The organism is Salinigranum rubrum (assembly GCF_002906575.1).
Taxonomy (GTDB): Archaea; Halobacteriota; Halobacteria; order Halobacteriales; family Haloferacaceae; genus Salinigranum; species Salinigranum rubrum.
Window position 1 is genome coordinate 4,020,077 of sequence record NZ_CP026309.1, and the last position, 16,173, is coordinate 4,036,249.

Here is a 16,173-nt window from a genome sequence, read left to right on the forward strand (position 1 = left end):
ATAGCCGGACCGTAGGAGTCGTCCGGTGTAAAGCTGTCGTGGACGCGGAGCGCTCGGTTCGGAGGTCGTACCGCCGGCTATCCGCTCGTGAAGAGGCCGCGGTGCCGACTCCCGTCACACGGCGACAGCCGACCGGGTCAGACGATGCGCTCGAAGTACGGCGGCAGCCGTTTTCGGACGAGCGTGTACGGGGCCGCGACGGCGACGGCGAGCGCACAGAGGAGTCGGACGGTCCCGAGAAGAACACCAGTCCGGGCAGCGCGCCGACGAGCGTCACCGCCAGGTCGTGCGGGGAGCCGTCGTACGGCACCCAGTACCGGGCGCGGAGCCACCTCCCGCGGGCGTGGAGGTAGACCGCGTCGGGGTTGGTTCGCTCCCAGGGCCGGAGTTCCTCGCCGGCACCGAACGCGTCCATCCCCGCGTGAACCGCACTCGCAACCGTGAACGCCGCGAGTCCGACGGCGACCGGCGTCCGAGTGACAGAAGCGACGACGAGGACGGGGAGGGCGACGGCCCAGCCGAGCAGTGGGAAGTGAAGCGTCTTCCGGTGGGTGCCGACGAGGAGGTCGAGGTCGGGGAGGACACCCCCCGCGAAGCCCGCGAGCGCGGCGACGGGCGCGAGTTCCGGGGCGACGAACAGCACCGGCGTCGTGAGCGCGACGCCGACGACGGCGTGGGAGGTGACCATCATGCGTCAGTCGCGCTGGAGGAGGAGCACGAGGACGACGATGAACCCGATCTGTGCGACCTTGTCGACGATGGCGATGGCGCCGAGTTCGTTGATCCCCTGGACCACCGTCCACGCGAAGATGACGACCTGTCCGGCGGTGAACGGGATACCGACGGCGTAGAACAGGCGTCGTCGATAGTTCAGAAGGATGGCGGCGATGCCGGCGGCGAAACCGACGGTCGCGACGAGGAACGAAATCCCGAACGCCCCCGGGAGGAAGCGGACGCCGAGGACGAGGTGGACGATTCCGGACACCGCCGCGAGAGCGACCCCGATCCAGTGGAGCGTCGTCATCGAGTCCGTGTCGAGAGTAACCATATCACATGTATAACCCACAGAACGGGATAAAAACTCGTGCGCGCCGTCAGCGCTGTCGACCCACCGCACGCGCGAGCGCGAGCAGGTAGCCGAGCCCCGACCGCACCGCCGGTTCGCGCGTCGCCTTCGCCAGGCCGACGGGGCCGACCGGTTCCGCTTCCGCCGCCTCGGCCTCACCCACCGCGCGGACGAGGCGGGTCAGCCCCCGCACGGACTCGGGCCGAGACGCCTCGTCGGCGACTTCGCCGAGACGCGACCCGGTCCGGGCGAGTTCGGCCACCATGTCGTCTTCCAGCGCCGCGGTGAGGAGCGACAGCGCGTCGACGAAGCCGACGAGTTCGTCGAGCGTCCCCGCCCGCTGGAGTTCGACGAGCGTTTCGAGGGAGGCAGCGAGGTCGTCGCCGCGCTCGCCGACGAGCGTGGCGAGTCGAACCGTCTCCTCGGTGGCGAGGCCGTCGCCCGCCTCGGCGAGCGTCGCGGCCGTCCCCGCGAGTTCGGCCACCATGTCGTCCTCCAGCGCGGAGGTGCCGAGCGCGACCACGTCGAGCAGTTCGTTCACCGCGTCGAGTCGGCGGACGAACGCGGCGACGGCCTCGGGGTTCTCGGCGACGACGGCTTCGAGGGAGTCGTACTCCGAGTCGGCGAGCGCGTCGGTGAATGATTCGCTCATCGAATCACCTCACAGAAGCCCCCTGGCGGTGAGCCAGTACGACTCGTTGTACGCTAGTTTCGCCCAGTGGACCGGGCGCGACTCGGGGCGCAACTGGGGTTCGTGCGTGTAGTCGAACGAAACGAACGTCGCCTCGTCCATCCCGGCTTCGAGGAAGCAGACGACCTTGCCGTCGTACGTCGCCGTCGGGACCTGTCCGTGGACGAGGCTCGTGAGTCGGTCGGCGACGACGCTCGCCTGGTAGTGAGCGGCGCTGCCGGCCTTCGGAGCGGGCACGTCGGCGGCATCGCCGAGCGCGAACACGTCGTCGGCGTGCGTGGCTTCGAGCGTGGTCCGGTCGACTGCGACCCAGCCGTCGTCGCCGAGGCCAGCCTCACGGATCATCGGCACGCCGTCGTGCGGCGGGATGGTGACGAGGAGGTCGTACGCGAGTTCCTCGCCCTCAAGCGACTTCAACACCCCCGCCTCGGCGTCGACCGTCTCGACGTTGAAGAACGTCTCGGCGCGGATGTCGCGCGCGTCCATCCGAGGAGCGGCCCACTCGGCGATGGTCGGCTTCCCGTGGACGCGCTGGATGGGGTAGGTGTACGTGATGTCCACCTGGTCGCGGATGCCGCGCTCACGGAGCCAGTCGTCCGCCATGAAGACGAACTCCAGCGGCGCGGCGGGACACATGTGCGGCGTCCCCACGACCGAGAGGACCAGATGTCCCTCGGTGAAGTCGGCGAGCGCGTCACGGAGCGCGATTGCTCCCTCCTCGCTGTAGAAGTCGTGGCCCGCCTCCTGCAGGCCGGGAACCTCGTCGGGGACGATTCGCGCCCCCGTCGCGAGGACGAGGTAGTCGTACGCGAGCGTGTCGCCGCCGTTCAGCGCCAGCCGTTTTTCCTCCGCGTCGATGGCCTCGACGCGCGAGAAGCGGAGCGAGACCCGCGGGTCGACGAGGTCGACCACCGGTCGGACGCCGTCTTCAGGGTCGCGCTTGCCGAAGGCGACGTACAGCCAGATGGGCTTGTAGACGTGCATCTCGCTCTCGTTGACGAGCGTTACCTCGACGTCGCCCGCGTCGATGTCGGGGGCGAGTCGGTCCGCGAGTCGGTTCGCCAGCACCGAGCCTCCAGTGCCAGCGCCGACGATGACGATTCGTTGTGTCATGGTTTCTTCACCCCGTCGTGCGGACGTAGATGCTCCAGTAGTCGTCGTGCTCGACGATTTCGAGGAGTTCGTGGCCCGCCTTGTCGAGCCACTCGGGCACGTCGTCCTTCGAGCCCGTGTCGGAGGTCTGTAGTTCGATGACGGTGCCCGGATCGGCCTTCTTGACCTTCCCGATGAGGTCCATCAGGGGACCGGGGCAGCCGGCACCGCGCGAGTCGACCGTGACGTCCGGAGTTAGTGTGCTCATTGTGATCGCCTCAGATGAACATGACCTGCTTGTCCATCGCGTGGTTCAGGAAGCCAGCGACGCCCAGTTCGTCGTCGAAGACGTCGACGTAGTCATCCAGGGAGCGGCCCATCAGCTCCATCGCCATGGTACAGGCGTAGATGGAGAGGGGGCCCAGCTCCTTGGCGTCGCGGAGCTGGTCGACGAACAGCGGTACCTGGACGTCTTCGCGCGTGAGCATCGCCTGCCCGACGGCGCCCGCCTCGAACGACCGGGTTTCGACGGTTTCGTGCTCGAACGCTCCCAGCGCGTTCATCGTCACGAACATCTCGACCGGGACGTCCGACGCGGCAGCGACGGACGCGATGGTGCTGGCGGCGGTCAACTCCTCTAGGTCCTCGGAGGCGAGGACGACGGCGAATCCGTTCATCGTGGACACCTACACGTAGAGGGACGCTCGACTCGGAGATAATATTGTATAGAGATTCCAAGATTGTGGGAACGAGCGAGTCGGGCACGTCACGGCTGACCGAGCACGCGAGCGTCTCGAACCCCCTACCCGTGGTGCTCGGGACAGGGTTTATACTCCCGTCCGACACTGTGTAGCGAGATGACCGATGGCTGGCAGCGGCTACGACTGCAAGACCACGAGACGCGAGCGGACAAGCCGGGACAGCGCTGGGAGTTGTCGCCACTTCTCGACATCGAGGCGTTCAATCTGAACGTCGCGGTGCTCGAACCCGGCGAGCGCCTCTCGCAGAACCACTTCCACTACCACGACGACCAGGAGGAACTGATCCACGTGTCGGACGGGCGGTGTCGGGTCGAAGTCGCCGACGACCGCTTCGTGGCCGAACCGGGCGACACCGTCCGGTTCGCCGCCGGTCCAGAGGGAGTTCACCTGGTCCACAACCCGTTCGACCGCCCGTGTCGACTCGTCGCCATCGGCTGGCCGCCGGAGGGGCGCCGGCCGGTCACGCAGGTTCGGACGAGCGAAGAACTACTCGCCGAACGGGAGTGACCGACGGAGACGCGTGTCGCTCGGGGAACGGTTCGCTGTGAGTGCCGAAAACAAGAGGCCGTCGGCCGCCGGTCGAGCCCCTACTCGGGCTTGAGGCCGCCGTCTTGGACGCGCATCACGGCCTCGCCGTCGGCGAGGTTCGGAGCGTCGACCAGTCGCACGATACGCTTGTCGCCCTTCGACTTGCGGAGGTACATTCTGAACGTCGAGGTGTGACCGAGGATGTTCCCGCCGATGGGCTGGGTGGGGTCGCCGAAGTACGAGTCGGGGTTGGAGGCGACCTGGTTCGTCACGAGGACGACGCTGTTGTAGAGATTCCCCACGCGCATCAGGTCGTGGAGGTGCTTGTTGAGCTTCTGCTGGCGGTCCGCCAGTTGGCCACGACCCACGTACTCGGCGCGGAAGTGAGCCGTGAGCGAGTCGACACAGAGCAGGCGGACGGGCCACTCGCTGTCCTCGTGTTCGGAGGCGATCTCCTTGGACTTCTGCGCGAGGAGGATCTGGTGGTTGGAGTTGAACGCCTTCGCGACGTGGATCTTGTCGAGGACGCTGTTGACGAGTTCCTCCATCGTCTCCTCGTCGCCGGGCGAGCCCTCGATTTCGCGGTCGTCGAGCGTCGCCTGGATGACGTCGTCGTCGAGGCCGCGGACCATGTCGTCGATGCGCTCGGGGCGGAACGTGTCCTCGGAGTCGATGAAGATACAGCTCCCGCGGAGGCCGCCGACTTCGGTGGGGAGTTGCACGTTGACCGCCATCTGGTGGGTGACCTGTGACTTTCCGGCACCGAACTCGCCGTACACCTCGGTGATGGACTGCGTTTCGAGGCCGCCGCCGAGGAGGTCGTCGACCTCGTCGATGTGCCACGAGAGTTTGCCGATCTGTTTCCGGCGTTCCAACACTGCGGACCCGGTCTCGAAGCCGCCGATGTCGGCCGTCTTCCGGGCGGCGTTGATGATGTCCGACGCGGTGGAGTCGCCGATGTCGGCCGTGTTCGACAGTTCGGCGGGGCTGGCGACCGCGATGGACTGGTAGCTCTCGAAACCGGCTTCTACGAGTTTGTCCGCTGTCGCTGGCCCCACACCGGGGAGGGACTCGAGGTCGTCGTCTGGCATGTATCTCTCCCTTCTGCCCGTTCACACATAAAGCCTCGTTAACAGCGTGGTGAAAGTGAAATCGGACGACGCCAGGGCCGTCGGTCAGAGCGTCGCGTGAGGGTTCAAATCCGATGCCGCGAGCGAGGGAGCGGCGTCAGTACTCCGAACCGGGCGGGGACGGCGTCACTCCCACGGATGCTGCCCGGCGCGGTCGGGCCACAGCGGGTACCAGTAGCCCTCGTCGTCCTCGACCGAGAGTTCGCCGTCGAGGACGGACTGGAGTTTGAATTCGAGTTTCGAGTCGCGCGAACTCGTCCCCGTGGGGACGAACGGGTAGTACGCGCCCCGGCGGAAGGAGTACACCCAGTAGACGTTCTTCGACTCGTCCTCGAAGGCAAAGAGGGCCGCGAGCAGTCGAGAGCCGTAGCCGCGCTCGACGAACTCGTCGGCGGCGAAGTGAACGGAGGTGACGAGGTCCTCGGGGTCCTCGTCGTGAAGAACGAACCAGTGGTAGCCGTAGTCGTCGCTGTGGCGCCAGTGGTCGGTGCCCGTCTCCTCCTTCCCGGCGTCGAGGATGGCCTCGACCTCCTCCACTGTGGAGGCGAAGTCCGTGGAGTCGACGTTCGAAAAGCACAGCGCCGCCTCGCCCGCCGAGGGGACGCCGAGATCGGCCTCCATCGTGAGATACGCCGTCGACATCCCGAAGAGGTCCTCGGGGTCGGCCGCGCGGGTCGCGTCCGCCTCGGCACTCATGCCGAGGACGGACTTGAGCGAGTCGAAGAGGCCCATCTATGCGGTTTCCATCTCCCGTTCGAGTTCGCGGAGCCGTTCGACCCTCCTGTCAGTGGAGGGGTGCGTCGAGAACACCCGGCCGATGAAGTCGCCCTTGATCGGAATCACGAAGAAAGCGTTCATCTCCGAGGTCTCGCGGAGGTCCTCTTTCGGCACGCGGTCCATCCGCCCCTCGATGGTGAGGAGGGCGGACGCGAGCGCGGAGGGCTTGCCCGTGATGACGGCCCCGCCCCGGTCGGCAGAGAACTCGCGGTATCGCGACAGTGCGCGGATGAGGAGGAACGAGACGATCCACACCACCAGCGAGACGAGGATGGCGACGATGACGGGCGCGCCGCCTCTCTCCCGATTGCCGCCGAGGAACCAGCCCCAGCGGACGATGAGGAACGCCAGCGTCGAGAGGAACGACGCGATGGTCATCACCATCACGTCGCGGTTCTTGATGTGGGCGAGTTCGTGCGCGAGGACGCCTTCGAGTTCGTCGTCGTCGAGCGTCCGGAGGATGCCGCGGGTGACACACACCGTGGAACTCTTCCGCGAGCGGCCGGCCGCGAACGCGTTCGGAATCGACATCTCGGCGACGGCGACCTTCGGCTTGGGGAGGTCCGCCTGCTGTGAGAGGCGGGAGACCATCCGGTGGACCTTCCGCATTTCGGCATCGGCCTCGTCCTCCTCGACGACGTGAGCGCCCATACTGTACAGGGCGAGTTTGTCGCTGAAGAAGAACTGCGCGAACAGGAAGATTCCCATGAACGCGACGACGGGGAGGAGTCGTCCGAAGTACAGACTCAACACGCCGATGAAGACGATGTAGAGGGCGAACAGCAGGAACATGGTGAGGACCATCCGACCGCGGAGCCCCCAATCTGGTTTCCACTGCATGGGAGTGTGTACTGGCCCGACGGCATAAACCCTGCCGGGTGATCGTGTCGTAGGCTGGCACCCCTCAGGAGTGGTATCCACAAACATACAAGATAACGTAACAAACGAGGTCGAACAGGGTGACGTTCGTGACGAATACCTAGTTATTCGTCGCTGTGTGACGTATCAGCATACAACCTACGAAAGATTATTATAGACGCGCGCTGGAATAGGTGATATGGCCGTTGGTCAGACACCCCAATCGGCGTATCACACGTGCAGTTGCGGGAAAGCCTTCGACACGACGGAGGAACTTCTCGCACACGCACGAGAGGTACACGGCTTCACCCCGTACTGAGTCGAAAAGGGTGCCGACGACGGCACGCGGTTCGTGCGTTCTTTCGCCGCCACACGTAGACGCGAGGAGCGACTTCGTTCGTCACCGGCGGCCGTGGTCGCCCTGGGAGATGACCCATCGAACCACCGGCGACGCCGTCGGAGTCGTCTTCGGTACGCGCATCTGAGTGGTGCGGCACGCTTCTGGAGGGGGGTGTACGCTCACCGGGGGGAGTTCCCCGACGAGAACGCGACACGGAACCGGGCGAGAGGTTTTGTCCACGCCGCGTGTAGCGGTCGTATGTTCGCTGACAGGAGCGACGCGGGCGAGCGCCTCGCCGACCGGCTCGTGGAGGAGGGTGTCGACGCCGACCTCGTACTGGCCATCCCCCGCGGCGGGCTGCCGGTCGGTCGGGTCGTCGCGGACCGACTCGGCGCCCCGCTCGACGTCGTCGTCGCGGTGAAACTGGGCGCGCCGGGTAACCCCGAACTCGCGCTCGGCGCGGTGGCGGGCGACGGGAGCGTCTGGACGAACGACGAGATAGTCTCGCGGCTCGGCGTCGACGACGCGTACCTGCAGGAAGAGCAGGCGCGGGCGCAGGCGGCGGCCTCCCAGAAGCTCCGCGAGTACCGCCGGGGCGAGTCGCTCGCTCGACTGGATGGGAAGCGCGTCGTCGTCGTCGACGACGGGCTCGCGACGGGCGCGACGGCGCTGGCGTGCGTTCGACAGGTGCAGGCGGCCGGAGCCGACGAGGTGGTGCTGGCGGTGCCGGTCGCGGCCCCGGACTCCACCGGACGCGTCCGCGACGAGGGCGCGCGAGTGGTCGCCGTCGAGACGCCCGACTCGTTCGGTGCCGTCGGGCAGTTCTACCGCGACTTCCGGCAGGTGCGCGACGCCGAGGCGCGGTCGTATCTCGGGGAGCGCGAGAACGAAGAGCGGGGCCGCGGGGACCGAGAGTAGTCCGACCGACGCGCGGTTCGCGGGGCTTAACCACGGCGACCCGGTAGAGGGGAGTATGACTGACGCGGCGTCGCGCGAGTTCTGCCCGCGGTGTGGCGACCCGGTTCCCGAGCGCGAGGAACCCCTGCCGGGTCGGCCGCGCGAGCAGGACGCGGTCCTTTGTAACGCCTGTTACTTCGCCGACTTCGACCTCGTGGACGCGCCCGACCGCATCGAGGTGCAGGTGTGTTCGGGCTGCGGCGCGGTCCACCGCGGGAACCGCTGGGTCGACGTGGGCGCGGAGGACTACACCGACGTCGCCATCGACGAAGTCGGCGGCGCGTTGGGCGTCCACCTCTCGGCCGAGGAGGTGCAGTGGGGCATCGAACCCGAGCAGGTCGATCAGAACACCATCCGGATGCACTGTCGGTTCTCCGGCGTCGTCCGCGGCACGTACGTCGAAGAGGAGGTGACGGTGCCCGTCCTCATCGCGCGGGGGACCTGTGACCGCTGTGGGCGCATCGCCGGCGGCTACTACGCGGCCGAGATACAGGTCCGCGCGGACGACCGGGCGCCGACGCGCGAGGAGACGACACGCGCGGTCGAAATCGCCGAGGCGTACATCGCCGAACGGGAGGCGACGGGTGACAGAAACGCGTTCATCTCCGAGGTGAAAGAGACCGACGACGGGGTCGACATCAAGATATCGACGAACCAGATGGGCGGCGGCATCGCCAAGCGCATCACGCGGGAACTCGGCGGGAGCGTCGAGGAGTACCCGACGCTCGTGACCGAGGACGGCGACGGCAACGAAGTCTATCGGGTCACGTTCGCGGTCCGCCTGCCACCGTACCCGCCCGGGACGGTCATCGACCCCGAGGACGGCGACGGACCGGTGCTCGTCCGGAGCGCGCGACAGCGCCTCAAGGGCGTCCGACTGACGACGGGTGCGAACTACGAGGCGGCGTACGAGGACGGAATCGCCCCGGACGCACGCCGCCTGGGGACCCGCGAGGACGCACAGGAGACGACGGTCGTGACCGTCGAGGACGACCACGCGGTGCAGGTGCTCGACCCCGAGACGTACGAGGCGAAGACGGTCTCACGTCCGGACTACTTCGACCCGGCCGCCGAGGCGGTCCCCGTGCTCAAGAGCCGAGCGGGGCTGCACGTCCTGCCCGAAGAGGGAGCGGAGACGGAAGACGAGTAGTCGAGCGGTGTGAGCGGACGCACGAAGGAGAGCGAGGGGACGGCGGGGAGAACGACGAAGGCGGGGAAAACGGCGGGCTCTGGACGGTTACCGCGAGCAGGGGTCAGTCGGCGCTCGCGGAGGGATTGTTCAGCGATGTGTGGGAGACGAACCGTTCCCGAACGGCGATTCCGTGCTTGCCGAGGGTCCGCACCATCTCGCGCTCCGAGCAGCCGGCCCGGTGGGCGGCCTGAGAGAGGGAGAGCGTTCTGCTGCGGTACAGGGTGAGCGCCGTGTTGAGGGCGTGTGGGTTCATCGTCGTACAACCACTCATACAGATGCCTAGTTGTTAAGTATACCGTGAGATACCGTCACAGACACTCGGTTATTGCCGCTCTAACGTCCTCAAAGAACAAATTTTTTCGCGCATTCAGTGGACATCCACCTAACGTAATTAACAACCGTGTTAGTTACGTCGAATCCGAGCGGGCAACGCCGGAGATTCGTTCCATTTCGGAGAACGTTCGGTACGGCGTAACGTGGATGTGCGTCACGAAATCACACGGTAGCGGCGGTGAGGACGCCGCGAATCACTCGCCCCAGACGTCCGAGAGCGGGTGGCGACTGTCGCGGTCGCGGTCGGACCCCGAAGCGGACCGGGTCGCAGAACGTGACCCGGACGAGGAGGAATCGGAGGGGGACGACGCGGACGTCGAACCGGACGAGTTCGAAGGGGAGGACGAAGAGGCCGACCGCGACGAGCGGTCGACGCGACTCGGGGAGGGCGTCGCGTCGATACCGGCGAGGGCGGCCGCCGGGTCGAAGTCGGGGAGCGTCGGCGCGTGCATGGCGTCGACCTGTTCGCGGAACCACGGCGGGAGGTCGCCCCGGGCGCGGTCGAACAGGTCGAGGAGGCTCGAATCCGCGAGGTAGGTCGCGCCGTGGTCGTCGGGCGCGCGGACGACACGCCCGCACGCCTGGATCACGGTCCGAAGCGCGGCGCGGTGGTACCACGCCCACTGGCCGTCCTCCAGTCGACGAGCGACCCGCGAGTCGCTCGTGTTGAGGTACGGTGCCTTACAGAGCACCTGCCAGCGACAGAGGTCGCCGTTCAGGTCCAGCGCCTCCTCCATCTTCACCGAGAGGAACAGCGTCGGCTCGGAACTCGCCTTCCACTCCTCTAACACCTCGTTTCGGTCGTCCCTCCCGTGAGCGCGGACGCGCGCGCCGACGCCCATGCCCGCGAGGCGCTCGTGGAGGCGTTCCTGAATGCTGTAGGAGTGACAGTGGACGAGTCCCTTCTCGTCGGGGTGTCTCGCGAGTAAACGGACGAGCAAGCGGGCGATCTTCGGGACGGTGTCGTCGCGGTGCTCGTACGTCATCTTCCCCTGCGTGACGTCGTACAGCGGGCGGTGCTCCAGGGGGAAGGTGTGGGGGACGTCGACCAGGGCGACCCTGTCGGGATTCAGCCCGACGCCGCGACAGAACGCCTCCTTGTTCAGAATCGTGGCGGAGAGCAGCGCGAATCTGTTCCCTCTGTCCCAGACGGTGTGCTTCAGGTAGCGCGCGGGGTCGAGCGGCTTGATCTGTATCTGTGAGCCCGCGCCGTCGGGCTGGTCGACGACCCACGTCGTCGGTGACTGGGGGTCTCGGGCGTCGTCGACGAACCACTTCAGTTCCGAGATGAGTTCCTGCAAGCGGTCCCGACGGGCGGCCTCGTCCGGCGAGAGTTCCTCTTTCGCCAGCAGGTCGTCTTTCGCCCGCGTACAGACGCCGACGAGGGCGTCGGCGAATCTGATCGTGCGTTCGAGCGGGTCCGACGCCTCCCCCACCGCGGGAACGCGCAGGTCCTCCCAGACGGGAACCGTCCTCGGATTCAGGTCGATGGTCGCGTACATCTCGGCCCACTCTGCGAGGCCGTGCGCCTCGTCGACGACGACGACGTCTCGTTTTCGAAAGACGTCGGAGCCCGCGGTCTGCATGAAGTACGCGAGCGTCATCGCCGCAATCGTTCGGTTGGAGGCGATAGCGCGCGCCGAGTAGTACGGACAGCGGTGTTTGACCGCGCAGTCGAAGCCGCGCTGGCGGGCACACGGCGCCTGGTTGACCGGCGTGTCCTCCTCGCCGTCGAGAATACAGTTGTAGTTGCGTTTCCCCCGGATGACCTGGAAGTCGTCGAGCAGCGGGTCGGAAGCGACGTCGTCGAGTTGGGAGACCTGCGGCGTGGTGTAGTACGCGTCGGTCGCGTCTCTGGGCCGGGACTCCTCGACGGTCGCCGCCGCGCCGCAGATGGCTCGCGCGAGGAGGGACTTCCCGCTCCCCGTCGGTGCGCGGACGAGCACGACGTCGTTGCCGGCGGCGAACGCGTCGCGGATGTCGTGAAGTGCCTGCTCCTGGGCACCTCTGAACGACGGCGCGGGGAACTCGTCGATAATCCGGGAGGGGTCCACACCGGAGCGTCGTGACTCCGGCGGGTAAATCTAGCGTTCGTTTTTCTCACCCAGGGCGACGACGTCGGCGCTCGTCACGTCGCGGTCGTCGGGGAGGCGCTCGATGCAGTCGAAACAGAGGAAGTGGTCGCTCCCGTCCGCGAGTTCGAGGTCGATACCGCCCGACGTCTCGCTCGAAAACGTCCAGAAGTCGCCGATGCCGCCGGCGATTCTGACCGTCGAGCCGCAGCCGTCACACCGTTGAGAGCCCATCGGCGGAGGTACGAAGAGGAGTCGGATAAGCGCGCTGGGAGCCGAGAATCTATATTATCTGACAACAATTCACGGTCATGGAGGTGAACTGCGCGGGCTGTGCGGGCTGTTGCCTGGACTGGCGTCCCCTCTCCGCGGAGCCGCTGGACCACGAACGTCGCGGGGGGCGCGTCCCGCTGGACGACGCGTACAACCTCGTGCCGCTCAGCCGCGACGAGGTCAGCGGGTTCGTCGACGCGGGGTACGGCGACGCGCTGACGCCGCGGCTGTTCGAACCGGGCGAGCGGGACGACCGGGTCCGACTCGGCGGGCACGACGTGGCCGCCATCGACGGAAGGCCGGTCTTCTTCGTCGGCCTGCGGAAGCCGCCGAAGCCGGTCGCACCGTTCGAGACCGACCGACGCTGGCTCCCTGCCTGCGTCTTCCTCGACCCCGAGACGCTGCAGTGTCGCATCCACGGCGACGACCGGTACCCCGGGGAGTGTGCGGACTACCCCGGTCACAACCTCGCGCTCGACCAGGAGACGGAGTGCGAGCGGGTCGAACGCGTCCACGGCGGGACGCGCCTCCGCGACCGGAGCGACCCCCCGACGGGGAACCTGGCGCTGGGTCCGCAGGCGGTCGGCACGAAGGTGTTCGTCCACCCCGCCCCCGAGCGACTCGACGGCGTCGTCGACCGACTCGTCCGGGGGGCGCTCCGAGCAGCGGACAGGGCGGAGTTCGTCGGGAGCGCCGTCGCGTCGTCTCCGGGCTCGACCGACGTCGACGAGTCGCGGCTCGCGGCGGTCCGCGAGCGAGTCGAGGACGCGTCGTCGTGGGTCGGCCGAGCCATCGAGGCGTGGGAAGCGACGGCCGGTGCGGTCGGCACGGACGCCACCGGCGCGGACACGGGCGTCGACGACCGCCTCGGCGCGCCGTCGACGCCCGGATGGGAGGCGAACGGCGACAAGGGTTAATTCGTTTCCGTCCTTCGGGGAGCGTATGAAGGTGTTCGTGACGGGTGCGAGCGGGTTCGTGGGGAGCCGGCTCGTCCCGGCCCTCCTCGACGCGGGTCACGAGGTCGTCGCCCTGACCCGTGACGCGACGCGGTACGAGGGCCCGTCGGCGGTGGAGGTCGTCGAGGGCGACCTGCTCGACCCGGGCTCGTTCCGCCTCGTCGACAGGGAGTCCCCGGGAGAGAACGCGAAGAAGCGGCGGTCGCTCGGGGACGTCCTCCGCGACCTGCGGGTCGACGCGGCGTACTATCTCGTCCACTCGATGGGCTCGGGCGGCGACTTCGAGACGAGAGACAGAACGGCGGCCCGGACGTTCGTCCGCGGTGTCTCCGAGGGAGGCGTCGCGCGCATCGTCTACCTCGGGGGGCTGGGCGGCGAGCGCGACCGACTGTCGCCACACCTCCGCTCCCGACGGGAGGTCGAGCGCATCCTCTCGGAGGGGGAGGCGGAACTGACGACGCTCCGGGCGGCGATCATCGTCGGGGAGGGGAGTACGAGCTTCGAGCTCATCCGTCAGCTCTCGTCCCGACTGCCGGTAATGCTGACGCCGCGGTGGGTCGAGACGCCCTGTCAACCGATCGCCATCGACGACGTCGTCGCCTACCTCGTGGGCGTTCTCGGGGTGGAGGAGACGGCGGGCGAGACGTACGAAATCGGGGGGTCGGAGGTGCTCACCTACGGGGAGATCATGCGACAGACCGGACGACAGCTGGGTCACGAGCCACGAATCGTTTCGGTGCCGGTGTTGACGCCGCGGCTCTCGGCGTACTGGCTCGACTTCGTGACCGACGTGCCCCGCTCGGTCGCCCGGCCGCTCATCGAGGGGCTGAAGAACCCCGTCGTCGTGACCGACACGCGCATCCGCGACCTGGTCGACGTCGACCTGACGCCGTTCGACGTGGCGGTCGCCCGGGCGCTCGGCCGCGACCCCGACACGCGAGAGCCGGTGACCGTCGAGGTGCGTGAGTTCGACCCGGAGCCGGCGGTCGGGACGGGGACGGAGCTACAGTGACGCCCCCCGTGAGGCGATGACGGTCGCAAACGAGGAGGGGCCGCAGTACGGCGAGACGTGGGTGTACGAGAGCATCGTCGGCGCGCTCCCGGGGGCGTCGCTGTCGGGGACGGCCGCCGTCGCCCTCCAGGTCGCCATCTTCCAGGTCAGCCTGTTCGTCCTCGCGTGGGTGTACGACCTCTGGGCGGTCGTCCCGGCGGGGACGGCCGCCATCGGCGTCGCGGCGGTCGGGAGCGTCCTCATGCTGCGGTTCAGCGCCGCCACCCGGAGATTAGACCTGCCGACCGCGTACCAGCGCTTCCTGTTCTCCTCCGGAATCGAGGTGGTGCTGGGCGTGCTGGCGTTCGTCGCGCTCGTCACCCACCTGTTCGTCTTCGCACCCCGGTCGGGGGAGCCGACGATTCTCACCGCCCTGTTCGGGCCGGAACCGCCGGTCGTCGTCGTCTACCTGATGCTGCTCGTCCTCTGGGACCTCTGCTACAGAATCGGGACGTCGTGGTGGGCGGCGGTGGTCGCCGCGTGGCGCTCGTACCGGTATACGTTCGACCCGGCGACCGCGGCGGCGCTCCGGCGGACCGACGCGACGAACGTCGCGTTCGGCCTGATCCAGGTGGTACTCTTGCCGTTCCTCACGACCGAACCCGTGCTCTTCGCGGCTGTCGCGGGGCACGTCGTCGCGGTGACCCTCGTCTCGACGGTGGCTCTGGTGACTGTCGAAGCCGAGTGAGAAGCGTCGCGTTACTGCTCTTTGATGCGCTTGAACTGGTCGAGGAGTGCCTCTGTGGAGTCCCCGGAGTCGTACTCGATGGTCCCCTGGTACACAACTCGCTCGTCGTCGAAGGCGGCGTCGACCCGCGAGGTCTTCTGTTCACGTCGCTCGTGCTCGTCCTCGTCATAGGCACCCATTGACATGGTACATATTATCTTGGAAAGTTGCCAATATATAGGTTCCGGTGACCATCCGGAACGACCATGATAGTACGCTGCCGGCGAACGGTTCGAGCCGGCACGCGGCACGGAACGCATAACCGTGCCGGTCGAGTAGACGCCGCCGTGGCACGACCGCTCCGCTTCAGACACGCCCCCGGTCGCTGGACGCTCGACCGGATACGGCGTGACATCTACGCCGACCTCGACGGGAACCTGGGAGCGTCCATGTCCCGGCCGTGGTACCGCCAGCCCGAGGGGTACGACGCCCGCCGGTTCGACATGGACAACGGCGACACGGCGCTCTTCGCCTGGGACGGCGACGACGCCTACTGGGTCGGCAACACCGAGACGCCCTCGGCGCTGTGGCGGACGGACAAGATCGCGCTGGAGGAGGCGCCCGCGGCGATCACCGAGTGGGTCGAGCGGGAACTCCTCGCCGAACTGCACGACGAGTCGCCGTGGCTGAAGCCCTACCCACACCTGTCGTGGTTCTTCCTCCCCGTGTTCTGCTCGAAGGACGGCCGTCAGACGACCAGGGCGTTCTTCTCTGAACACGCGGCGGGGTTCCCCGACGCCACCGCCGAGGAGGCGCTCTCGTACTACGAGGCGTTCCTGTCGACCGGGGTGTTGGACCCCTACCGGGAACTGATGGCGGGCAAACTGGGCACGTCGACGTCGCTCGACCTCGTGCGGATGAGCGCGGCGATGGGCGAGTTCAACGCCGCGAAACTCCTCCACGACGCCGGCTACAGCCTCGAACCCGAGGCGGAGGTGACGACGGGCCACTCGCTGGACTTCCGCGTCGAGAAGGGCGGGAGGGTGACGCTCGTCGAGGTGACGCGCCCGCTCCCGCCGAGTCGACGCGCGGCGAACAGCCCCGTCACCGCGGTTCGCGACACGGCCCAGACGAAGACCGACGGCCAACTGGAGCGACACGCCGGCGGTGCGGTGCTGTTCGTCGACTGTTCGTCGTTCCCGGACGACGACTGGAACGCGGTCCGGGGCGAGAGACCGGAGGTCAGACACCGGCCGGCCGTCGTCTTCCGCGTGCGGCCCGACGGGCGGGTCGACGGCTACACGAAGGGGAGCGTCCCGCTGGACCTGCCGTTCTAGGTATTCGTCAGCACCTCGGCCACGGCCAACCCGACGGGCCCGGGGAAGAGGACCACTGTCCGACGCGCGACCGACGAAAAACCCACGCGAGA

The 16,173-nt window shown here is 67.6% G+C and carries 20 protein-coding genes; 7 read left to right on the plus strand and 13 right to left on the minus strand.

Annotated features, from left to right (window positions below; translation table 11 throughout):
* Window positions 1-137: 137 nt before the first annotated feature.
* The 6 genes from C2R22_RS27195 to C2R22_RS19910 form a co-directional block, all read right to left on the minus strand.
* Window positions 138-332 carry a hypothetical protein gene (locus C2R22_RS27195; protein WP_321169879.1) on the minus strand — a complete coding sequence of 65 codons (195 nt, stop codon included), beginning with the start codon at window positions 330-332 and terminating at the stop codon, window positions 138-140.
* Between the two features lie 362 nt (window positions 333-694).
* Window positions 695-1,048, minus strand: coding sequence for a DUF7475 family protein (locus C2R22_RS19890; RefSeq protein ID WP_103427312.1), 354 nt, complete (start codon window positions 1,046-1,048; stop codon window positions 695-697).
* 46 nt (window positions 1,049-1,094) lie between these two features.
* Window positions 1,095-1,718, minus strand: coding sequence for a DUF1641 domain-containing protein (locus C2R22_RS19895; protein ID WP_103427313.1), 624 nt, complete (start codon window positions 1,716-1,718; stop codon window positions 1,095-1,097).
* Between the two features lie 9 nt (window positions 1,719-1,727).
* Window positions 1,728-2,870, minus strand: a complete 1,143-nt coding sequence (locus C2R22_RS19900) for an NAD(P)/FAD-dependent oxidoreductase (protein WP_103427314.1) — start codon at window positions 2,868-2,870, stop codon at window positions 1,728-1,730.
* Between the two features lie 7 nt (window positions 2,871-2,877).
* On the minus strand, window positions 2,878-3,117 hold the full coding sequence (locus C2R22_RS19905; RefSeq protein WP_103427315.1) for a sulfurtransferase TusA family protein: 240 nt from the start codon (window positions 3,115-3,117) through the stop codon (window positions 2,878-2,880).
* A gap of 10 nt (window positions 3,118-3,127) precedes the next feature.
* The gene (locus tag C2R22_RS19910) at window positions 3,128-3,526 is read right to left on the minus strand and encodes a DsrE/DsrF/DrsH-like family protein (RefSeq protein WP_103427764.1); all 399 of its coding nucleotides are present in this window, start codon (window positions 3,524-3,526) and stop codon (window positions 3,128-3,130) included.
* A gap of 180 nt (window positions 3,527-3,706) precedes the next feature.
* On the opposite strand from C2R22_RS19910, the gene C2R22_RS19915 reads away from it, so the two are divergent.
* Window positions 3,707-4,117, plus strand: coding sequence for a cupin domain-containing protein (locus C2R22_RS19915; RefSeq protein ID WP_103427316.1), 411 nt, complete (start codon window positions 3,707-3,709; stop codon window positions 4,115-4,117).
* Window positions 4,118-4,197: 80 nt separating this feature from the next.
* Here C2R22_RS19915 and radA read toward each other — a convergent pair whose 3' ends face one another.
* The 3 genes from radA to htpX all read right to left on the minus strand — a co-directional run bounded on the left by radA (window position 4,198) and on the right by htpX (window position 6,885).
* On the minus strand, window positions 4,198-5,229 hold the full coding sequence (gene radA / locus C2R22_RS19920; protein WP_103427317.1) for a DNA repair and recombination protein RadA: 1,032 nt from the start codon (window positions 5,227-5,229) through the stop codon (window positions 4,198-4,200).
* Between the two features lie 165 nt (window positions 5,230-5,394).
* A complete protein-coding gene (gene pspAB / locus C2R22_RS19925; protein ID WP_103427318.1) occupies window positions 5,395-6,000 on the minus strand; it encodes a PspA-associated protein PspAB in 606 nt (201 codons plus the stop codon).
* Window positions 6,001-6,885: a zinc metalloprotease HtpX gene (htpX, locus tag C2R22_RS19930; RefSeq protein WP_103427319.1), complete on the minus strand. Its 885-nt coding sequence runs from the start codon at window positions 6,883-6,885 to the stop codon at window positions 6,001-6,003.
* Between the two features lie 616 nt (window positions 6,886-7,501).
* On the opposite strand from htpX, the gene C2R22_RS19935 reads away from it, so the two are divergent.
* Window positions 7,502-8,161, plus strand: coding sequence for a phosphoribosyltransferase (locus tag C2R22_RS19935; protein WP_103427320.1), 660 nt, complete (start codon window positions 7,502-7,504; stop codon window positions 8,159-8,161).
* A 55-nt stretch (window positions 8,162-8,216) separates the two neighbouring features.
* A complete protein-coding gene (locus C2R22_RS19940; RefSeq protein ID WP_103427321.1) occupies window positions 8,217-9,350 on the plus strand; it encodes a 60S ribosomal export protein NMD3 in 1,134 nt (377 codons plus the stop codon).
* 103 nt (window positions 9,351-9,453) lie between these two features.
* Here the strand turns inward: C2R22_RS19940 and C2R22_RS19945 are convergent, their stop codons facing one another.
* From C2R22_RS19945 to C2R22_RS19955, 3 genes are all read right to left on the minus strand, one after another.
* Window positions 9,454-9,645, minus strand: a complete 192-nt coding sequence (locus C2R22_RS19945; RefSeq protein ID WP_103427322.1) for a UPF0175 family protein — start codon at window positions 9,643-9,645, stop codon at window positions 9,454-9,456.
* Window positions 9,646-9,919: 274 nt separating this feature from the next.
* Window positions 9,920-11,779: a helicase C-terminal domain-containing protein gene (locus C2R22_RS19950; RefSeq protein ID WP_103427323.1), complete on the minus strand. Its 1,860-nt coding sequence runs from the start codon at window positions 11,777-11,779 to the stop codon at window positions 9,920-9,922.
* Between the two features lie 30 nt (window positions 11,780-11,809).
* Complete coding sequence (locus tag C2R22_RS19955) at window positions 11,810-12,031, minus strand: DUF7561 family protein (protein WP_103427324.1); 222 nt, start codon at window positions 12,029-12,031, stop codon at window positions 11,810-11,812.
* Window positions 12,032-12,108: 77 nt separating this feature from the next.
* On the opposite strand from C2R22_RS19955, the gene C2R22_RS19960 reads away from it, so the two are divergent.
* The 3 genes from C2R22_RS19960 to C2R22_RS19970 are packed head-to-tail and all read left to right on the plus strand — an operon-like array spanning window position 12,109 to window position 14,765.
* Window positions 12,109-12,987 (plus strand): YkgJ family cysteine cluster protein, encoded by an 879-nt coding sequence (locus C2R22_RS19960; protein ID WP_103427325.1) that lies wholly within the window; start codon window positions 12,109-12,111, stop codon window positions 12,985-12,987.
* A gap of 25 nt (window positions 12,988-13,012) precedes the next feature.
* Window positions 13,013-14,038, plus strand: a complete 1,026-nt coding sequence (locus C2R22_RS19965) for an NAD(P)H-binding protein (RefSeq protein WP_103427326.1) — start codon at window positions 13,013-13,015, stop codon at window positions 14,036-14,038.
* A gap of 16 nt (window positions 14,039-14,054) precedes the next feature.
* On the plus strand, window positions 14,055-14,765 hold the full coding sequence (locus C2R22_RS19970) for a DUF7530 family protein (protein WP_103427327.1): 711 nt from the start codon (window positions 14,055-14,057) through the stop codon (window positions 14,763-14,765).
* Window positions 14,766-14,776: 11 nt separating this feature from the next.
* On the opposite strand, the gene C2R22_RS25710 is transcribed toward C2R22_RS19970, so the two are convergent.
* Window positions 14,777-14,950, minus strand: coding sequence for a DUF5786 family protein (locus C2R22_RS25710; RefSeq protein ID WP_173862822.1), 174 nt, complete (start codon window positions 14,948-14,950; stop codon window positions 14,777-14,779).
* A 141-nt stretch (window positions 14,951-15,091) separates the two neighbouring features.
* Here C2R22_RS25710 and C2R22_RS19975 point away from each other — a divergent pair, with 141 nt between their 5' ends.
* On the plus strand, window positions 15,092-16,081 hold the full coding sequence (locus C2R22_RS19975; RefSeq protein ID WP_103427328.1) for a DUF5784 family protein: 990 nt from the start codon (window positions 15,092-15,094) through the stop codon (window positions 16,079-16,081).
* Window positions 16,082-16,173 lie beyond the last annotated feature (92 nt).